Origin of the sequence: Labilibaculum manganireducens (assembly GCF_963665805.2) — a bacterium.
Taxonomy (GTDB): domain Bacteria; phylum Bacteroidota; class Bacteroidia; order Bacteroidales; family Marinifilaceae; genus Labilibaculum; species Labilibaculum manganireducens.
The window spans coordinates 2907823-2927826 of sequence record NZ_CAXXEE010000003.1; the positions used below are offsets into that span (position 1 = coordinate 2907823).

Annotated in this window: 23 protein-coding genes; 12 read left to right on the plus strand and 11 right to left on the minus strand. The window is 36.2% G+C overall.

Translation table 11 applies throughout. From position 1 onward, the window contains the following. Window positions 1–462: 462 nt before the first annotated feature. The 4 genes from ACHZAX_RS11300 to ACHZAX_RS11315 all read right to left on the minus strand — a co-directional run bounded on the left by ACHZAX_RS11300 (window position 463) and on the right by ACHZAX_RS11315 (window position 3831). Window positions 463–840 (minus strand): hypothetical protein, encoded by a 378-nt coding sequence (locus ACHZAX_RS11300; protein ID WP_101307830.1) that lies wholly within the window; start codon window positions 838–840, stop codon window positions 463–465. 50 nt (window positions 841–890) lie between these two features. Beyond that, window positions 891–1868, minus strand: coding sequence for a deoxyhypusine synthase family protein (locus ACHZAX_RS11305; RefSeq protein WP_101307831.1), 978 nt, complete (start codon window positions 1866–1868; stop codon window positions 891–893). 117 nt (window positions 1869–1985) lie between these two features. Further along, a complete protein-coding gene (locus tag ACHZAX_RS11310) occupies window positions 1986–3392 on the minus strand; it encodes a type III PLP-dependent enzyme domain-containing protein (RefSeq protein WP_101307832.1) in 1407 nt (468 codons plus the stop codon). 190 nt (window positions 3393–3582) lie between these two features. Next, a complete protein-coding gene (locus ACHZAX_RS11315) occupies window positions 3583–3831 on the minus strand; it encodes a hypothetical protein (protein ID WP_101307833.1) in 249 nt (82 codons plus the stop codon). A 222-nt stretch (window positions 3832–4053) separates the two neighbouring features. Between ACHZAX_RS11315 and acs the strand changes: the two genes are divergently transcribed. The 4 genes from acs (at window position 4054) to ACHZAX_RS11335 (ending at window position 7789) form a co-directional block, all read left to right on the plus strand. Continuing rightward, a complete protein-coding gene (gene acs / locus ACHZAX_RS11320; protein WP_320019194.1) occupies window positions 4054–5967 on the plus strand; it encodes an acetate--CoA ligase in 1914 nt (637 codons plus the stop codon). Window positions 5968–6125: 158 nt separating this feature from the next. Beyond that, on the plus strand, window positions 6126–6500 hold the full coding sequence (locus ACHZAX_RS11325; protein ID WP_101307834.1) for a VOC family protein: 375 nt from the start codon (window positions 6126–6128) through the stop codon (window positions 6498–6500). Between the two features lie 3 nt (window positions 6501–6503). After that, entirely contained in the window at window positions 6504–7253 is a 750-nt protein-coding gene (locus ACHZAX_RS11330) for a patatin-like phospholipase family protein (RefSeq protein WP_101307835.1), read from the plus strand. Window positions 7254–7348: 95 nt separating this feature from the next. Then, window positions 7349–7789 (plus strand): C-GCAxxG-C-C family protein, encoded by a 441-nt coding sequence (locus tag ACHZAX_RS11335; protein ID WP_320019195.1) that lies wholly within the window; start codon window positions 7349–7351, stop codon window positions 7787–7789. A gap of 48 nt (window positions 7790–7837) precedes the next feature. On the opposite strand, the gene ACHZAX_RS11340 is transcribed toward ACHZAX_RS11335, so the two are convergent. Then, complete coding sequence (locus ACHZAX_RS11340) at window positions 7838–9151, minus strand: cysteate synthase (RefSeq protein ID WP_320019196.1); 1314 nt, start codon at window positions 9149–9151, stop codon at window positions 7838–7840. A gap of 365 nt (window positions 9152–9516) precedes the next feature. Between ACHZAX_RS11340 and ACHZAX_RS11345 the strand changes: the two genes are divergently transcribed. The 4 genes from ACHZAX_RS11345 (at window position 9517) to ACHZAX_RS11360 (ending at window position 13767) form a co-directional block, all read left to right on the plus strand. Further along, on the plus strand, window positions 9517–10494 hold the full coding sequence (locus ACHZAX_RS11345) for a Gfo/Idh/MocA family protein (RefSeq protein WP_320019197.1): 978 nt from the start codon (window positions 9517–9519) through the stop codon (window positions 10492–10494). Between the two features lie 4 nt (window positions 10495–10498). After that, window positions 10499–10966, plus strand: a complete 468-nt coding sequence (locus tag ACHZAX_RS11350; protein ID WP_101307839.1) for a hypothetical protein — start codon at window positions 10499–10501, stop codon at window positions 10964–10966. A gap of 319 nt (window positions 10967–11285) precedes the next feature. Next, window positions 11286–12908 (plus strand): AMP-binding protein, encoded by a 1623-nt coding sequence (locus ACHZAX_RS11355; RefSeq protein WP_320019198.1) that lies wholly within the window; start codon window positions 11286–11288, stop codon window positions 12906–12908. A 283-nt stretch (window positions 12909–13191) separates the two neighbouring features. Continuing rightward, complete coding sequence (locus ACHZAX_RS11360) at window positions 13192–13767, plus strand: acetate uptake transporter (protein WP_320020425.1); 576 nt, start codon at window positions 13192–13194, stop codon at window positions 13765–13767. Window positions 13768–13959: 192 nt separating this feature from the next. Here the strand turns inward: ACHZAX_RS11360 and ACHZAX_RS11365 are convergent, their stop codons facing one another. From ACHZAX_RS11365 to ACHZAX_RS11390, 6 genes are all read right to left on the minus strand, one after another. Beyond that, window positions 13960–14274, minus strand: a complete 315-nt coding sequence (locus tag ACHZAX_RS11365; RefSeq protein ID WP_101307842.1) for a putative quinol monooxygenase — start codon at window positions 14272–14274, stop codon at window positions 13960–13962. A 312-nt stretch (window positions 14275–14586) separates the two neighbouring features. Then, window positions 14587–15348 (minus strand): DUF2202 domain-containing protein, encoded by a 762-nt coding sequence (locus ACHZAX_RS11370; protein ID WP_320019199.1) that lies wholly within the window; start codon window positions 15346–15348, stop codon window positions 14587–14589. A 122-nt stretch (window positions 15349–15470) separates the two neighbouring features. Then, window positions 15471–15917: a hypothetical protein gene (locus tag ACHZAX_RS11375; RefSeq protein ID WP_320019200.1), complete on the minus strand. Its 447-nt coding sequence runs from the start codon at window positions 15915–15917 to the stop codon at window positions 15471–15473. Window positions 15918–16003: 86 nt separating this feature from the next. Beyond that, window positions 16004–16537 (minus strand): periplasmic heavy metal sensor, encoded by a 534-nt coding sequence (locus ACHZAX_RS11380; RefSeq protein ID WP_180327151.1) that lies wholly within the window; start codon window positions 16535–16537, stop codon window positions 16004–16006. Continuing rightward, the gene (locus ACHZAX_RS11385) at window positions 16530–16967 is read right to left on the minus strand and encodes a zf-HC2 domain-containing protein (protein WP_320019201.1); all 438 of its coding nucleotides are present in this window, start codon (window positions 16965–16967) and stop codon (window positions 16530–16532) included. The genes ACHZAX_RS11380 and ACHZAX_RS11385 overlap by 8 nt, the downstream gene beginning before the upstream one ends. A gap of 46 nt (window positions 16968–17013) precedes the next feature. Next, the gene (locus ACHZAX_RS11390; protein WP_320019202.1) at window positions 17014–17589 is read right to left on the minus strand and encodes an RNA polymerase sigma factor; all 576 of its coding nucleotides are present in this window, start codon (window positions 17587–17589) and stop codon (window positions 17014–17016) included. Window positions 17590–17872: 283 nt separating this feature from the next. On the opposite strand from ACHZAX_RS11390, the gene ACHZAX_RS11395 reads away from it, so the two are divergent. Genes ACHZAX_RS11395 through ACHZAX_RS11410 form a run of 4 tightly spaced genes read left to right on the plus strand, consistent with a single transcriptional unit; the run spans window position 17873 to window position 19463 of the window. After that, on the plus strand, window positions 17873–18211 hold the full coding sequence (locus ACHZAX_RS11395; RefSeq protein ID WP_320019203.1) for a TM2 domain-containing protein: 339 nt from the start codon (window positions 17873–17875) through the stop codon (window positions 18209–18211). 26 nt (window positions 18212–18237) lie between these two features. Then, the gene (locus ACHZAX_RS11400; RefSeq protein ID WP_394698305.1) at window positions 18238–18630 is read left to right on the plus strand and encodes a DUF2752 domain-containing protein; all 393 of its coding nucleotides are present in this window, start codon (window positions 18238–18240) and stop codon (window positions 18628–18630) included. Then, the gene (locus ACHZAX_RS11405; RefSeq protein WP_320019204.1) at window positions 18627–19085 is read left to right on the plus strand and encodes a magnetosome magnetite crystal formation protein family; all 459 of its coding nucleotides are present in this window, start codon (window positions 18627–18629) and stop codon (window positions 19083–19085) included. The genes ACHZAX_RS11400 and ACHZAX_RS11405 overlap by 4 nt, the downstream gene beginning before the upstream one ends. A gap of 24 nt (window positions 19086–19109) precedes the next feature. Further along, the gene (locus ACHZAX_RS11410) at window positions 19110–19463 is read left to right on the plus strand and encodes a hypothetical protein (RefSeq protein ID WP_320019205.1); all 354 of its coding nucleotides are present in this window, start codon (window positions 19110–19112) and stop codon (window positions 19461–19463) included. Window positions 19464–20004 lie beyond the last annotated feature (541 nt).

Consider the following 20004-nt stretch of genomic DNA (forward strand, 5'->3'; position numbering starts at 1 on the left):
AAGAAATTTTTTGGATTAGTATTCCTTAAACCTCACATTTTTCCAGATAAAACTTCCTAATTTACTGGACATTGCTTCTTTAATTTTGTAATTTGAATACTCAATTAACACAAAGGAAATTCTATTCCAAAACGATCCTCACCCTCTCAAATTTCAAAAGAAAATTGATTCAATATTCCCCTCAACCGAATTCAACAAATTTAGACCCAATGATGCTAATTGATTAAATTAGAAAAAACTAAGTTGGTTTCTCTCTGGAAGTAGAGAAAAACCATTAGTGGTTAGTGGTTGACTGAAATAGCAGGATTCCGTATAGTCCCTTAATTTATAGAATTCTGCTATTTCTTTCAACATTGGAGAATGAGAATACATTCAATTCAAAAAAGGCGGTAAAATCAAAATACATGATTTTACCGCCTTCTGTAATTATTTTATTTCTGGCAGAAATAAACGGCTAAACGTCTATTCATCATCCATATCATCGTCATCATCGGCAATGTTATCCACTTCCTCATCATCGTCTGACATTAAAAAATCGGAATCAGAATCGGAGTATTTATCTTCATACGATTCCTTCTTGCTATCCAGCAGATTTCCATCATCGTCAAAATCGTCATCATCTTCGATAAGTTCCTGAGCTTTACGAATTGACATACGAACCATGTAGATTTTATCCTCAGTCTCAAATGGCAAGGCACTTACTAATTCATTTTTATGATTTCTGAACTCAATCAAATTATCCATATATCCCTCAGGATAATACAATTTTATTTGTTCCTGTATCTCCTGGCTAAGCTTTTCATAGCTCTGGATTACTCTCGGTTTATTGCTGCTCTTCATACAATAATATGTTTATCGAAAAAATGGAAATATATTTGGCTTATTATTAATTACCAACCTAGTAGATATGCAAAAACCAAGGGCGCCACAATTGTAGCATCTGATTCAATAATGAATTTAGGCGTTTCAATACCTAACTTACCCCAAGTGATTTTCTCGTTCGGAACAGCGCCCGAATACGATCCGTAACTTGTCGTAGAATCAGAAATTTGACAGAAATAACTCCAAAAAGGAGTGTTTGTTCTTTCCATATCCTGATACAACATAGGAACTACACATATTGGGAAATCTCCTGATATACCACCACCAATCTGGAAAAATCCGATGCCTTGGTCTCCTGCGGTATTGGTATAATAATCAGCCAGCCAAGTCATGTATTCAATTCCAGATTTCATAGTTGACGCCTTCAATTCTCCTTTTAAGCAGTAGGACGCAAAAATATTTCCCATGGTAGAATCTTCCCAGCCAGGAACTACAATCGGAAGGTTTTTCTTTGCCGCTTCCAACATCCAGCTGTTTTTAGGATCAATTTCATAATATTGTTCCAACACTCCTGAAAGTAACAGTTTATACATAAACTCGTGTGGAAAATATCTTTCACCCTTATCTTCAGCGTCTTTCCAAATATTATAAACGTGTTTCTGTAATCTTCTAAAAGCTTCCTCTTCCGGAATACATGTATCTGTTACTCTGTTTAAACCTTTCTCCAGCAAAGCCCATTCGTCATGTGGCGTTAAGTCTCTGTAATTAGGTACTCTTTCGTAATGTGAATGAGCAACCAAATTCATGATATCTTCCTCAAGATTTGCTCCGGTACAAGTGATAATATGAACTTTATCCTGACGAATCATTTCAGCCAAAGACCGACCTAACTCAGCAGTACTCATAGCACCTCCAAGGGTAATCATCATCTTCTTCCCTTCCGCTAAATGCTTTTCGTAAGCAACGGCAGCATCTACCAAAGCAGCTGAGTTGAAATGTCTGTAATGTTCCAATATAAATTTAGTAACGGGTCCTTTAGTTTGCATGATTTTATAATTTATAGCAAAGCATTTTAATAATACTATCTGGCAATTAAAAATTTGAGATTTTCGTCTCTCTTGCAGTGCCAATTCTGCAATTTTATTTGTAATACAATTACTTCTTTACTTTTTGTATCCTAAAAGTTTAAACATCTCATCGGCAGATTGTTCGTTTCGGTAAACGTAATCGAAAAAATTGCCTTTTTCATCTCTGTCAATTATTACATGTTTTGGAGATGGAATCAAACAATGCTTAATGCCTCCATATCCGCTGATTGCATCCTGATAAGCTCCGGTATGGAAAAAACCAATATACAATGGTTCCTTTTCATCATTGGAATAACTCGGCAGCAAAACCTCTTGATTTAAATCTTCAGAATTGTAATAATCCGAGTGATCGCAGCTAATTCCGCCAATATTTACACGTTTGTATTCATTTTTCCATTTGTTGATTGGCAATAGAATAAATTTTTCGTGAATAGACCATGCATCAGGAATGGTATTCATTAAACTATTATCAATCAAATACCAAGACTCTGTGTCATTTTGTTGTTTCTGTTCCAGCACTTTAAATATGATTGCACCACTTTCTCCAACTGTATATTTACCAAATTCAGTATAGATGTTTGGCTCTGGAATTTCATCCTTAATGCAGGCATCCTTAATGTTGGAAATAATTTCATTAATCATGTATTCATATTGGTATTCGAACCCCAGATGATTACGTATTGGAAAACCACCACCTAAATTAAATGAATCAAGAGTTTCACTATCCTTTTTTAATTCGGAATAAACCTTTAATGCCTTCTGAAATTCACCCCAATAATACAAACTATCCTTAATTCCTGAATCTACAAAAAAATGAAGCATTTTAAGCTCAAACTTAGGATTATTCTTGATTCTATCGTGATAAAAATTAATGATTTCATTACTGCGAATACCCATTCTTGAAGTGTAATAGGCAGATTGAGATTCCTCATTAATAGCCATTCGCAAACCAATTTTCACTACCCGATCCTTTGCCAGTATTTCCAAACGATCCAATTCCTGTACACTATCAAAAATGATGATGCTGTTCTTGAATCCAACCTCCTGCATATCCAGAATTTTTTTCAAATATTCATCCGTTTTGTAACCATTATGAATAATAATTCTGTTGAAATCAATTTTTTTATCTCTGTAAAGATTCAAAATCAAATCAATATCAAAAGCTGAAGAAGTCTCAAGATTAACATTGTGTTTTAATGCTTCGCCAATTACATGCGCAAAGTGATTGCACTTTGTACAATAACAATACTCATAAGAACCTGCGTAATTATTTTTCTTGATTGCCTTGTTAAAAAGATTCCGGGCTTTTTTTATTTGATCTCCTATTCGGGGAAGGTAAAAGAATCTAAACGGAGTACCATGCTTTTCTATAAGATACTTCATAGAGATCCCCTGAAAAGTAAGGTAATCATCGCGTAAGTCAAAGCCTTCCTGTGGAAAATAATAGCTCTGCTCAATCAAATCAAAATAGGTGTTTTTCATTTACGTAATCATAAAATATTTTTGTTGTTATTAACTGCCTCAATTTGCAAATAAAACCATTTTTTCAAAGAAATATCCACTTCATAAAAAAAAAATCACACAAGAACTTATTTTTTTTGCATAATCTTCCGAAACCCCAACAAAATCAACCAGTTCAAGATTCTTGCCCGTTCCATAACAGTCACAAAAATCATTGTATAACTTCATTCTCTGCATCTTGATCTTCGGGTTTAGCTTTTTTAAATCCTTCAACCAACGTATAAACCAGCCCCATTACACTTATAAAGCCCAACAACTTAATGTATTGTTTAAGTATTGACTTTGATTCTACAGTCCAATCATAAGTTAGATCAGGGAAGCCATTAATAACCAAAACACTACTAACCGAGAGAAATAAAATTACTGACAGGACAACAACCACAATTGTTTTTTTATTCATTATCAACTTCTTATATTACAAATTAAAAACTCTTCTAAGTTAAGAGCCACGTTAAATATACATGGTAATATAATAAAATATCATTCCAATCAAGACTACTTCTCTTTTTCCTTTGTCTGTTTTTTTAATTGAGAAATTTCAAAAAACAAATATTGGGCAATGAATACAGAATTTCATATATTGAGATATGTAGATTTAAACTTTAACCAAATTTTACAGCACATGATAGATAAGATTAGTACTCTGGGCGGATACATCCATGAATATCAGAAGAGTGTGACTAAACCGGAAGAATTCTGGAGTCGAATTGCAGAGAGTTTTTTTTGGAGAAAAAAATGGAATAAAATATTGGACTGGAATTTTTCTGAGCCAAAAATTAATTGGTTCGTTAATGGAAAAGTGAATATTACTGAAAATATTTTTGAGCGGCATCTTTTCACCCGGGGAAATCAACCGGCAATAATTTGGGAACCTAATGAACCAAATGATGAAAATAGGGTTCTAACCTATAATGAACTGTTTAAAGAGGTAAAGAAATTTTCCAATGTTCTTCTTCAACACGGAATTAAAAAGGGCGATCGCATTGCCTTTTATATGCCTATGATTCCTGAATTAGCAATTGCCATGTTGGCATGTGCCAGAATTGGTGCGATCCACTCCATCGTATTTGCAGGATTCTCTGCGAATTCTCTCACTGACAGAATTATTGATGCTGAAGCTAAGATGGTTATAACTTCGGATGGTAGCTATCGGGGCAGTAAAATTATCCCTGTTAAGGAAATTGTAGATGAAGCAGTATCAACTTGTTCAACGGTAGAAAAGGTGATAGTGGTTCAACGAACTAATTCAGAAATTGCTTTCGACGATAAAATAGATTTATGGTGGCACGAATGCATGGCTGGTGCTGAAGAGTATCATGAAGCCGAAACAATGGATGCTGAAGACACCTTATTCATTCTGTACACTTCGGGTTCGACCGATAAACCAAAAGGAATTGTTCACACTTGTGGCGGCTACATGGTTTACACCGCTTATACGTTTAAAAATGTTTTCCAGTACAGCGATGGTGATATCTATTTTTGTTCTGCTGATATTGGTTGGATTACCGGGCACTCTTACATTGTTTACGGCCCTTTGCTAAATGGTGCTACCACAATGATGTTCGAAGGAATACCAACTTACCCTGATGCAGGCAGATATTGGGACATTGTAAGTAAATATAACATTTCGCAATTTTACACCGCCCCTACGGCCATTCGATCGTTGATGTCGAAGGGTCAGGAATATGTTGAAAACAAAGATCTCTCGTCATTAAAAGTTCTTGGAACGGTTGGAGAACCAATTAACGAAGAAGCCTGGCACTGGTATCACGATCATATTGGTAAAAACCGATGTCCTATTGTTGATACCTGGTGGCAGACTGAAACCGGTGGAATTGCAATCAGCCCGATTGCAGGAATCATACCAACAAAACCTTCCTTTGCAACTTTACCTCTGCCAGGCATTCAACCCATAATTGTTGATGCCGAAGGAAAAGAATTATCAGAAAAGAGCGTGGAAGGAAATTTGTGCATTAAATATCCCTGGCCCGGAATGCTTAGAACAATTTGGGGCGATCATGAACGATTTAAAAAAACCTATTTCAGCACTTACGAAAATCTATATTTTACGGGAGATGGTGTTAAACGTGATGAAGATGGCTACTATAGAATATTAGGGCGCGTTGATGATGTTATTAATGTATCGGGGCACCGAATGGGAACTGCCGAAGTAGAAAATGCAATTAATGAACATCCACTGGTAAACGAATCGGCTGTTGTTGGCTTCCCTCACGATATTAAAGGACAAGGCATCTATGCTTTTGTTGTTTGCGGAGAGCTGTCAACCGGTGGTGAAGAAGGGATCAAAACCAGTATCCGAAAAGGCGTTACCAAAATTATTGGCCCAATTGCAAAACCAGACCGAATACAACTTGTGAGAAGCTTACCTAAAACCCGGTCGGGCAAAATCATGCGACGCATTCTTCGAAAAATTGCTGAAGGAGACTATTCCAATTTTGGCGATATTTCTACTCTTCTTGATACCTCGGTTGTTGATGAAATAATAAAGGGAGCCTTAGAAAATGTAAACAAGTAACAGGCAGAGAGCTTATCAAAATCGATAAGCTCTCTTTTTAAATAAAAAAACGAAATTAAAATAGATAAATCAGAATCAAATGAGTAATTTATGGATTGATAAATTCAGTTCTGAAACACGATATTCTTAACACACTATTTTAGGCGTAATCAATCGATATGAAAAAACAATTTTTAGGTCTGCGAACTACTATTTACAAAACAAATGAGCTTTCAAAAGCAAAACTTTGGTACTCCAGAGCTTTTGAGACTTCTCCATATTTTGATGAGGATTTCTACGTTGGATTCAATATCGGCGGATTTGAATTAGGCCTTTTGCCTGAGACAGATTCAAACGCTTCAAAAACAGATAATGTTTTATCATACTGGGGAGTTGATGATATTAACAAAACATTTTCACATTTAATAGAAGTGGGTGCTGCAGTTCACGAACAGCCTACAAATGTAGGAGGAGAACTTTGGGTAGCAAGTGTAAAAGATCCATGGGGAAATGTTATTGGTATCATATACAATCCGGAATTTAAAGCCCAGTAATTAATGAGAATAGGAATAGCATTAGGTGGTGGCGGCGTTCGGGGCTTCGCTCATATTGGAGTATTAAAAGCACTCGAGGAAAAAGGAATTCGTCCTGATATAATTTCTGGTGTTAGTGCAGGAGCAATAGTTGGTGCCTTTATAGCCTCCGGCTATACCTATGAAAAAACGCTGAAGATTCTAAAAAACAAGAGTCTAATGGCCTACTCAAAATTGCATTATCCCAAATATGGATTATTTGGCTTGAATGGCTTAAAAGAAGACATTCAAAAACACATTAAAATCAAGGAAATTGAAAATTTAAAAATTCCGTTATTTATTACAGTATCGAATTTAAACGATGGCAGGGTTGAATATATTAAGGAAGGAGATTTAAGCACTTATCTTTTAGCATCGGCTAGTATTCCTGTACTCTTTGCTCCTGTTCTGATTGATGGCAAAATGTATTCTGATGGTGGACTATTCGACAACCTTCCCATCTCTCCCTTATTGCAAAAATGTGATGTGATTATTGCTGTAAATGTGAGCCCTGTTCATAAAATTGAAAAGTTTGACAACCTGGTTCAGGTGGCATCCCGAACTTTTCAGTTAGGAGTTCACTCAAATATTATTCGTCACAAAGAAAAATGCTCTTTATTTATAGAGCCAACCGGCTTACGTGAATATGAAATACTAAATGGAAATCACGCTCAGGAGATTTTTGAATTGGGATACAATTACACAAAAAATTTAGAAATAGCTCCATTTGAATGAATGACAAATAGAGATTGTTCCAAAATAATAATTTAATTACATTTAAGCTCCAACAAAGAAAATATTGCATTGCAAATTCAATCAAAACCACTCTCATGAATTCAAAAGCAACTCAGGCTTTAGAGGCTTTTCAATCGGGAATGAATTGTGCCCAATCGGTGCTGTTACCATATTCTACCGACTATAATTTTGACGATAATTTAGCTTACCAAATCTCAAGCGGATTTGGTGGCGGTATGGGACGACTTCAAAAAACCTGCGGTGCTGTTACCGGTGCATTTATGGTTTTGGGAATTCATAACTGCAAAAAATACAGCAATCATCAACTCCAAACAGACAACAATCGAATTTTAATTCAGGAATTTAACCGCAAATTTGTACTAGAGCACAATTCTACAAATTGTGATGAACTAATAACATGTAATCTGAATACAGAAGAAGGACAAGCTTATGCTGAAAAAAATAAAGTGAAAGAGAAGATTTGTGAAAAATGCATCATCGATGCGATCGAAATTATAGAATCACTAATAAAATAGGCACCGATAAAATACCAATAAAAAAGCAGGCTTTTAGCCTGCTTTTTTTTATATTATTTCTGAAGATTCTATTTTAAAGAGCTTCTCCAACACCTCTTTTAGCGAATCAAGTTCAGGATTAATGTCGAAGACATGAGATGGTTTCAGATAGCAAACCTCTTTTTCTCTTTTAAAACGTTCTTCTCCTCCTCCGGTTATATTCAGCATGATGCAAGCTTTTTTATTAATATTTCCTTCCTGCACATATTTAATTAAACTAGCTACAGCAACAGCAGAAGCAGGGTGAATATCATTTCCTTCAGTCTCTTCAAATATTTTGGACGCTTCCATTGCTTCATCGTTGGTCGCTTTCAAAACATCACCACCGGCATCCTTTATCGCATCAAACATTCCTCCAACAATTGAATAAGGAGGTTTGCGATTCGACAACACCTTAGCTACGATTTCTTCCACTTGCTTTCTCGCCAAATTATCGTCTAGCGGCAATATTTCTCTCGAATCTGCTTTCCATGCATCATACATTGGCAGGAATGGCGTATTCTGAGACACCATCAATTTCATTTTGTTGGAACCAAAACGGCCATCTTCAATAAAACGAAGATTAGCTTCCCATGCCGCAATTGCACCTGTTCCACTGCCAACAGCCTGAAAATAGTAATCAGGAATTTTACCAATCTCTGTTACCGCAGAAAGAACTGTAGTTCCCATTCCATCTCTTCGTGCAACATTTTTAGCTCCGCCTTCTGCAATGAAACCGTCTAACTGACAGGCCAGATTCGATAAATGAATGGCGTCAAAATAATCGCTTCCCGATTTTGTTGCAATCAATCTAACATTCTCTTTAATCGGTTCATCGAACCAAAGAGCATTAATATTATCCTCGGGAACACAAAGTAACAAAGGAATATTATTATCGGAACACACTCTTGCAAATGCACGTGCAGTATTTCCTGCAGATGCAACCACAAGGATCTGTCCTGTATCACTCAATCTGCCACTTACCGAAAAAGCCTCAGTTTCTTTGAACGAACAGGTTCTGAAATTTGCTCCCTTCTCAGGCCAGTACCCGCTAAATGTGATATATAAATTTTCTAATCCCAAATATTTAGACAACCCTTCACTTTTATATGTTGCCGGAGCAGATGATCCTTCCAATGTTCTGTGAATAGGTAACCAATCGGCAAACTTATAAATCCCCATAGAACTATCCTTAAGCTCAAGCTGCTTTTTTTGATATTTCGTTCTTATTAAACAAGCTTTTTCTTCAGCAGGAGCATCCAAAGTCCACCCTTCATCTTCAAATTTCTTTCCTGTCTGTAAAGACTCAAGAATATATTCAGTAGCTCGAAAATCTATAGCCATTCTTTTATGTTTTGATTTTGAAAGCGTAAAAATAGACATTTTGAATGGCTTGGTAAACTTTTTTCAGCTATTTAGAAACATTTCCTCTAAGTTTCCCAATCAATTTACTAAGAACAGAAAGAGGCAAGAGAATATAATTAGAGATGATATTCAACAGGTTAGTAAAAAAAAACAGAATACTCAACTCCGACCTGCAATTGATTTTATTATTAAAAAACACATTCAAACAATACTGCTTTTCATTTCACTTTTTGGAACAAAAGCTTATATTTAACAATCAGAAAATTTATATCCGAATCCTGTTTTTTCAAAAGAATTCGTTTTTATATTCTTTTGAATAAAACATCAGGTAAACACATGTTTTTATGACTATTAAATGGGGAATTTTAGGTGCAGGCAGAATTGCGAAGAAATTTGCAGAAGATTTTAAAGTTGTGAACAATGGGACAATTATTGCTGTTGCCTCAAGATCGCAAGACAGATCCACAGAATTTGCTCATGAATTTGAAATTCCGAAGGCATATTCTTCTTACGAAGAAATGGTGAAAAATTCAGATATTGATGTTGTGTACATTGCTACGCCTCACAATTTTCATTTGGAGCATGCCAGACTTTGTCTGAACAATGGAAAATCTGTTTTGTGCGAAAAACCGGTTACTGTAAACTCTGCAGAGTTTGAACTTCTTCAAAATCTGGCCAAAGAAAAGAATTTATTTTTCATGGAAGCGCTGTGGACCTATTACCTGCCGGCCATTATCGAAGCCATGAATTGGATTCGGGAAGGTAAAATAGGCGAAGTTAAACAAGTACAGGTAAGTTTTGGCTATGCTGGTAATATGGATGAAAAAATTCGTTTGGCAAATCCGGATTTGGCGGGTGGCGCTTTATTGGATATTGGAGTATATGGTATTGCAATGGCTGAATTGGTGTTTGGTGAAGAAATTGAAGACATACAGGCAATGGCTCATTTTTCTAAAACAGGAATTGATGATTACAACAGCATCCAATTAAAATATATAAGTGGCGGAATGGCACAAATTTCAAGTTCTTTGGTTTCCGAACTTAAAAATGAGGCCGTAATTTGTGGTACCAAAGGACGCATAGAAATCCCTCAATTTTGGATGGCTAAAAAAGCATTTTTAATAAGTCCTGATGAAAAATTAGAGTTTATCAATAAAGAATTGCAACTTGGGTATAATCATGAAGCTTTTGCTGTAAATGAATTGCTGAAAAAAGGAGCAGTTGAAAGTTCTGTAATACCTTTACTAAAAAGCAAAAAAATATTATCAATAATGGATCAAGTAAGAGAACAAATAGGTTTAAAATATCCATTCGAAAAGTAATTGTATGAATAAAAACGACATCATATTGGGTAAAGGTATCTTAGGAATTAAATTTGGCATGCAACCTGCCGAAGTTGAAAAAATACTTGGAAACGCAGATGATGTTGGAGAATACTCCCTTTCTCCGGATGAAGTAAGTGTCACACTTTTATACATTGACAAAGGACTTAGCTTTACATTCGAATCTATTGATCAGAACAGACTCAGCTACATTTCGGTTCTGAATGAGCAATACAGTATTTTTCAATTCATTAAGGTTGGTTTAAGTAAAAAAATGCTGCTGGCTGAACTTGAACTTTTTCAACTTGGAAAACCGGAATTTGAGGACGTTGGTTCAGAGGAATTTCCAACTCATGAATTGATATTTTTTCCAAACGAAAATCTGCATCTTTGGCTTGACAACAATCAAATTTCAGAAATTCAATTTGGCCCCTTTTTTGATGATTTTAAAACAATTGTATGGGAAGATTAATAATCTTCCTTTTTTTTGCTGATCATTTTATAGAATTAAACCGAAACTGTTTTAAGGTGAAATACTTAATTCAATATCCCGGGAATAGGTTCTATTATCCCGGTTATATTTGTTGTCCGCTAAAATATTTTTTATAAATTGCGCCCATATTAAAACAAGGAGCTACGGCTCCATCACAACTTTTATTACTTCCTAATCAAAAAAGTTTAGCCGGTTCCGGTTAACTGCAGAAAGATGGTTTTCAATTGTTAATTGATGTATTACAGATAATCACATCACGGGTTAATTGTGTTCAATTGGCTCATTTATACATAAAAGAATGAACAAACTATCTTACGAGCACGGAAGCTCGAATTTGCCTCTTTTAGGCGAAACAATTATTGAACGACTTCGCAAAACGGTTGAATTATTTGGCGATAGAGATGCCTTAATTGTTCCTTATCAAAATTACAAAGCAACATATCTTGAATTTTGGCAACAGATTGAAGAAGTAGCAAAAGGATTACTTGCATTTGGAGTTGGAAAAGGAGATCGGGTTGGAATATGGTCGCCGAACAGACACGAATGGGTAATTGTTCAATTTGCCACAGCTCGAATAGGTGCTATTTTGGTAAATGTTAATCCGGCCTATAAATCAGCAGAACTTAAATTTGCCCTTCGTCAATCAGAAATTAGTCTTTTAATTATGTCGGAAGGATTTCGAAAAACCAACTACTTCGAAATTATTCAGGAGGTAAGACAATCCTGCATTCATCTAAAACAAATTGTAATTTTAGATCGGGACTGGCATGCATTAATTGAGGCAGGCAAGAGAATTTCTACATCTCAAATAGAAGAAATAGAATCTCAGCTTCAGTTTGATGATCCGATCAATATTCAATACACTTCGGGAACAACAGGTTTTCCAAAGGGAGCAACCCTAACCCATCACAACATTTTGAACAACGGTTACTTTATTGGTGAGCGTTTGCATTACAATGAAACAGACCGGGTTTGTATTCCGGTGCCGTTTTATCACTGCTTTGGTATGGTATTGGGCAATTTGGCATGCATTACACATGGATCTGCAATGGTGATTCCAGGTGAAGCTTTCGAAGCTGAAACTGTACTAAAAACTGTTCAAGATGAGAAATGCACTTCACTTTACGGAGTGCCTTTGATGTTTATTGCTGAATTGGAACATCCTAATTTTGAAAAATACGATTTAAGCAGTTTACGTACCGGAATTATGGCAGGCGCATCTTGCCCTGAGAAAGCGATGCTTGAGGTTCAGGAAAAAATGAACATGAAAGAAGTAGCCATTTGCTATGGCATGACAGAAACCTCTCCTGTTTCAACTCAAACTTTTGTAAACGACGAACTTAGTAAACGGGTAGGAACGGTTGGCCGGGTTCATCCTCATCAGGAAATTAAGATTATTGATCCGGAAACGGGAAAGATTGTTGCACGTGGCGAAGGTGGTGAATTTTGTACCCGAGGATACTCTGTAATGCTTAAATACTGGAACAATGAAGAAGCTACCAAATCGGTTATTGATAATGCCGGATGGATGCATACAGGTGATTTGGCCAGCATGGACGAGGAGGGTTACGTTACTATAACGGGTAGAATAAAAGATCTGATTATTCGCGGCGGCGAAAATATTTCTCCATTCGAAATTGAAGAATTCTTCCATTCTCACAAAAGCATCAGCGAAGTATATGTAATTGGTGTGCCCGACTACAAATACGGCGAAGTTGTAATGGCCTGGATAAAATTTAAAGAAGGAAAATCGGCCACCGAAGAAGAACTTAGAGATTATTGCAAAGGACAAATCGCTACTTACAAAATTCCTAAGTATTTTAAATTCACAAGCGAATTTCCAACCACGGTAACCGGGAAAATCCGTAAAGTTGAAATGAGAGATATTTCGAGTAAAGAATTGGAGTTGATTGGACGATAAAATATTCCCAATTGCAAAAAAAGAAACAATCCTTATGCCTTTAATTGCATAAGGATTGTTTTTTGGAGCCTTCCCTCCTCTTTTTCAGACCTTTTAATATCATTTCCGCACAATCAAAATTCTATTTTCCCTGCAAAAAAGTTTCTTATCTCTTAATTATCACAAGCTTACAGATTTCAAAACAAAAACACAACCTAAAAGCATGTTTTATAACTACTTAGATAGAGTACTGGTCTCTTGATCTAATTGCTAGTTTTGCGATCTGAAAAATCAGAATAAATATATAAAGATGAGCAACGTAAAATTAGGTAATCCGGCTGTAGTCGGACTTGGTGGGTTTGGATTGACAACCCTTTTATTGCAGTTTCATAACATCGGATTGTGTGGATTAGGTCCTGTTGTTGCAATGGGATTTGTTTTTGGTGGACTGGCACAGCTTATGGCTGGTATGCTCGAGCACAAAAACGGCAACAATTTCGGCTTTGCAGCATTCTCCGGTTACGGTTCATTTTGGATTGGTTTAGGTGTTATCTGGCTGATGAATTTTTACGGGGTATACAAATCATCGACCACTGATGTTGGATATTACCTTGTTGCATGGACATTGTTTACTGCTATTTTATGGATAGCATCATTCTTTATTCATGCTGCAATGGCTACCACTTTTACTACATTACTTATTGGTTTCATCCTTCTGGACTTAGGGCACTTCGGATTTCCAATTTTAGATGAGGTAGCTGGATACGAATTGATTATTTGTGCATTATGCGCCTGGTACATGATGGCTGCTATCATTATTAACGACGTTGCTGGTCGTACAATTTTGAAAGTGGGTCAGCCATGGATCAAAGCGAATTAATATTCTCTTAAATTCAACTCTTTTCGAGTAGAGTTTAACTGAACTAAAAAGAGGTAAACCGAAATTTTCTCAAATCAGATCGGTTTGCCTCTTTTTCTTTTTCTTTTTCTGCAACAAATTTTTACCACAAAGAACAGCAAGAACTTCACAAAGTTTACTTCTTTCCTTTTTTTACTTTGTGGTTAAACCATGCTACTTTAATATCTCCTTGTGCAGGCTCACATCAAACTCCTTTACGTGATCTGGTTTGCCATCATTAAAAAAGTCAGTAATATATTTTTGACTGCAATGCTCATCGAAGGTTTTCTGATCGTAAAACTTCTCTACAAAAGTAATTACATGCGGATTATCGATGCTCTGATTTAGTTCGTAACGAATGCAGCCACCTTCCTGATGTGTCGGCAATAATAAAGCATGTAAATTTTTGATTAACTGATCGGCCTCGCCCTCATTCGCAATAAATCTGGCAATACAAACCAACTGAGTTTCATTTTTTCTAATTTCCATATCTGTTTTTTATGTTTTGATTCTTTCGAAATTCAAACTTAAGGAAAATTTCAGAAACGATCATCACCTCTGCCAAGGGATTGTGAGGGAATAAATTGACTGATTAAAGCGACGTGATTTTGTTCTTTAAGAAGTTGCAAAAATTGCCAATAGCGGGCTATTAAATGTTTTTGCAAGGAACTTAATGGGCAAAAGGGCAAGCTTAAAGCGTCAAGTTATTTCGAAACATTTCCTAAGAACAAAAGGCCATTGATATTGCATCAACAGCCTTTATTTTCGGGATTACCCTACAATCTTTCTAAACCCGGAAAATCAATTCCATCCATTTCCGTTCCCTTTACGGTTTCTGTATTTATTTTGATAATCATTCAAACAACCATTACCGCGTTCGGTATCCGAATTAATGATCTCATTAAAATGATCATCACTTAAAACTGTTGGCTGATAAACTACTCCATAAGTACTTAACACCCGAACAAAAGCCCGTAAATGATTTCGTGAACCTCTCTGCAAATTATCATACACCAAAAGAATATCCTCATTCTCAGTTTCAGCCATCAAATCCTCTAAATCTTTAATATCCGCTTCCTCGATGAATGCACCGGCCTTTAAGGCTTCTTCTACTGATAATTTCCCTTTTTCGCTTACTTCATCATACAAAGCCTGCAGTGTCTCATTATTGTATTCCCCCGCAATTCCGGTTGCCTGATCCTCAATTCCGAACAAATCCAACAAAGTTAATACTGCTGCAGCATGAGTTGATTCCGAACGGGTAATATTGCTGAAAATCCTTACATCATACAAATCAGCAAACAAACTGTATGTATCATGAGCCAGCAACTCTTCTTCGCGCATTAGCAGCAATCCCTCCTGCTCACTTTCAGCCGCAACTGTTGTATCTATACTCAATACCGTTTTTAAGTTCGCCGTAATGATATCGGTGTATCCATCGGCCGAAACTTCAACCAAGGGCAAATTTGCCAAAGCTTCCGTTCCTCCATCCTCACTGTCGCAGGCAAAAAAGCCAAAACTCAGTGCAAAAGCGATTAAAAATTTTGTCATTCTATTTTTCATCTGTTTATAATTTTAAGTTTTTGTCCGATGGAACTTACCATATAATCATTTCCCTGTGTATAGAAAGCTTTATACATGGACGTTTCATGATTTCTGAATTTTGTTTTCAATTTTAAAATTCCTTACCTGTTTCCACGACCTTGTCCACCTCTGCCTCTTCGACCTTGTCCACAACCATTACCACAAGCTCTTCCTCTTCTGCCTTTTTTCGCAAAAGACTGTGCATTCGAATTTTTGTTTTGCAGATATTGCTCACGCTGTTCAGTAGTAAGCACTGCACTTACTGCATTGGTATGTTTGCTCAGCTCTGTCTGCATTTTTTCTCTCACATTTGCTCTGTCGCTGTCACTTACAGCAGCCCTTCTTTCGGCACGTAAAGCGTCCATCACTTTCAAATGATCTGCTCTCAAATCATTCAATTGTTTGTTCTGTTCAACCGTTAAATTTGAAATTTGACTGCAATCATTCCTACTGCGTCTGTTTTGTGCCTGGCTATCGGCGGCAGGAATTGCAAACACGATTACCATTAGCAGTAATCCAAAGTTTTTCAATAATTTTTGTGTTTTCATGATCTCTTTTTTAATTATTTTTTTGACATACTTCTCCCGGGATGCAATACAAATCACTTCCTAAAAAGAATATTTACAATAAAACGCTATTGATTTCTACCGCCGGGACCATTGCCGTGTCCCCAGCCTCTTCTTCTGCCTTTTGGTGTTTTCGCCTCATCATCATTTTGCAGCAAACGGCTAAACAAATCGTATAGTTTGGCCTGCTGCTCTTCGTTCAATTCACTCTTCATATCCAAATAAAACTGAACGGTTGCCAATTTCAACTCCTTATGCATCTCGCCTATTTCACCGGCAATATTTTTCAGTTCCAGAGTATCGCAATTCTTGTTTCCCAATTGCTGCACCATCTCGCTTCGCAAAGCACTCAACCGATTCATAATCTGGTTTGCATCCTGATTGTAGTTCCTGTTTAATGATCGGAATATCATCTTCTCCTCTTCATTTAAGCCCAATTGATCTTTCAGAAACCTGGTTCTGAATTCATCCGGCATCTCCACCTTATTTTCTTCCACGATTCTTTCCTGCTGCATATGATACCAAAACGAGCCAATCGTTGACAAATTAACTGCCAATAAAATTAAAGCAAGCCACATCCAAATTTTATTCGCTTTATTCATGATATCCATCGTTTAAAAAGAACAATTCAATGGTTTCGTTATCTATTTCGTTAAAATAGGGATCGATTAAATTCGATTGCTGAATATTTTCAGTATCCGAAGCAAAATTTGCTCCCATAAAAATGCCCGATCCAATAGCCAGTACAAACAGGATACTCACAAATACAGGGATTAACAGTCTGGTAAAAACCGGCTGATTGGCTGTTCTTTGCTCTTCCTTAAAACGATTCATCGTTTTTGAGACAAAATATGGATTCGGCTGCAGCGATTTCTCCTTCTCGATAACACCCATAGCCGACTGAAGTAAAACCAAACGATTGGAACATGAACTGCACTCCGACAAATGATTCTCCATCTGCAGCATTTCATCCTTCAAGAGTTCCTTTTCCAGATAAAAAATTAATTTGCTATTTACCTCGTTGCATTTCATTTGTATTGTTTTTTGTATTGGACACCACTTTGAATAAAAACTTGCGCTACTTCTTAAAATTTTTATAATACCCGATGAGTTTTTTCTGCAAATTCGATTTTGCCCTAAACAGCAGCGACTCTACCGACGATTTCGAAATCTGCATCAACTCAGCAATTTCTGCATAGCTCAACTCCTCATACTTACTCAATGCAAAAGCAATTTTCTGATTTTCGGGCAAAGAATCCAATGCAGCACGAATCGCATTGGCATGATCTTTTTCTTCGAGAGCCTTATCGGGATTTACAAAACCTGCCTTCTCCTGAACCTCTTCCTTTTTTCCCTGAAAAAAATCTTCGATACAACTAAAAAACTTTCTCCTTTTATTGGCCCGAATTGCATTTAAACTGCGTGTTATTGTAATTCTATACAACCAGGTTTTCAGGCTCGACTCATTTCTAAAATCGCTTATCGAATGATAAACCTGAATAAAAACATCCTGGGCAATATCTTCAGCATCTGTCTGATTGTGAATCATCCCCATAGCCGTATTCACCACCATCGACTGATAGGTCTCTACAAGCTGGCGAAATGCTGTTTCGTTTCCGGATTTGAGTTGTTCAACTAACTCCTTTTCAATCATGGTAAAAATACTTCGATGCTGATTATGTGAATTTAAATGCTTAGACACCCATTCGCAAATAAACTTGCGTTCTTTCACCAAAAAAATTGAAATAAGTAAATCTAAAAACTTCGATAAAGCAGGTATTTATTTATCTTTTTAGTATGTTAAGCAAAATGATTTTCATAAATTAGCGCTTTTTTATTTTAAAAATAAAACTTAACTGTGGAATCAAACACCACTATAAAAATAGGGCGTATCCGAAAAGCCAAACGAGTAGGATTATAATATATAATTTAGCAAAATGGATTCACAGAAAGTGGACATGTTTATCATGACCTATGGAAAGTTTTTTGAAAGTAACCAAATTATTGGGGTAAGAGAAAGCTTAAAAAATGCCGATGAATCAAAATGGGCAATTGTTCAATCTATCTCATTTAAAGATCCAACAACAAGTTTAATCGTTTCCTTACTTGGCGGCCCCTTTGGCATCGATCGTTTCTTTTTAGGCGATACAGGATTGGGAATTGGCAAATTGGTAACATGTGGTGGCTTTGGAATCTGGACTCTTATCGATTGGTTTCTGATTATGGGCGCAGCAAAAGAAAAAAACATGTCGAAACTTATGCAGGCACTGGCTTAATGGCAGGAAGCAGGAATCGGCTTTATATGCTGCTGATTGGAGCATGTTTAGTGGGGTATCTATGGTTATTTATCAACCTAAATAAAGAAACTTCAATATTTCCGAATGAAGTAAATGTTTGTTTGTTTAAAAAAATAAGCACAATTCCCTGTCCTTCCTGCGGCTCTACAAGGTCTGTTTTATCTTTGCTTCATGGCAGGATAGAACAGGCTTTTCTTTTAAATCCTATAGGCCTTCTTCTATTTTTAATAATGACGGTAAGTCCGATTTGGATCTGTATTGATTTTCTGTTTAAAAAGGATAGCTTTTTTATTTTTTACAACAAAGCAGAGCACATCCTAAAACAAAAAACCATTGCCATACCTCTTATCGTGTTGGTTCTCTTGAATTGGATTTGGAACATTTATAAAGACATATGATATCAACTGGTAAGTTTGCTTACGAACCAAAAGATGATGAAGCTGAAAAAGCTTCGAACAGCTATGTGATGTCGCTTGCTGCGCTGACAGCAGGATTACCTCTCCCTATAATAAATTTGATTGCAACTTTCTTTTTTTTTATCGCCAATAGAAAAGGAAGCTACTTTGTTCGCTGGCACTGCACACAGGCATTGTTATCGCAATTCTCTTTGCTATTCATAAACAGCTTTGGCTTTTGGTGGACCACAGCAATCCTGTTCGATTCCGAACCCATTACAAACAGATACTTTTCCTATCTGATTACTGCTTTTATTTTCAATCTGGCCGAATTTATAACAACAATATATACAGCAGTGCACACACGAAAAGGAATTCATGTATCGTGGTGGTTCTATGGCCGCTTAACCGATCTACTTTGTCATCCGAAAACAGAAATACCCAAGAAATTATTTTAACCAAGCTTATTTCAGATTGAAAATATGAAGATCTTATTATTTCAGGCTATTATATCCATCAGTTTATTCTTTGGAATTTGGGGTTTACTTACTAACGTTAATTGGATTTCTATTTTTCAGATGGAACGAATTCAAGAAAATACGGAAGAAAAACCGGGAGAGCTCTACTGGAAGCTTTTTAATGAATATGAGGGAGTGATAAAAAACATTGAAGTTCTCGCTCCTCTGGATAGTATTCTTTCCAAAATTTGTACTTCTAATAACATTGACAGGACGCAAATTAAAGTCCACATTATTGAGAGTGACGAAATATCTACCAAGAATCAAAATCCAGGAATATCTGAAAAAGATGCAATGGAAAATCAGGAATTAAATTGAAACTGTAATACAGAAGCAGAAGAAAGAATCTTTGACAGTAAAGAAAACAGAAAGAAGATTTGAATAATTTTGTGCAAACGCAGATCAATTAAAAAACAATACGACTATTAAAAATTAAGTAATAATCTGTCAAGCTATTTCAGGAGAAGACACTTTCCCTTGCCCAAAAGTGCTTCCCGAGGCTAAAAAGTGCTTTCCCCTGCCAAAAAGTAAGTTCCCGATACTTAAAAGTGAATTCCCAATGCTAAAAAGCGACAATTTGTCGGAAAAAGCGTACTCCCGATCGTAAAAAGTGAATTCCTTATGTACAAAAGTGCTTTCCCTGTCCTAAAAAGCTTTCTCCCAATGGTAAAAAGTTCCTTCCCTGAATAAAAAAGTAAATTTTTAGTTTAAAAAATGAATTCCTAATCATAAAAAGTAAAATACCCTGACACATTGGTTTTTTTACAGCCTACCAATCCATTTCCAGCCTTATTAACATATCCACCTTGGCATTAAAACATAATTTTAGCTTCTTATGTTTTTGTTTTTTGAAATATTA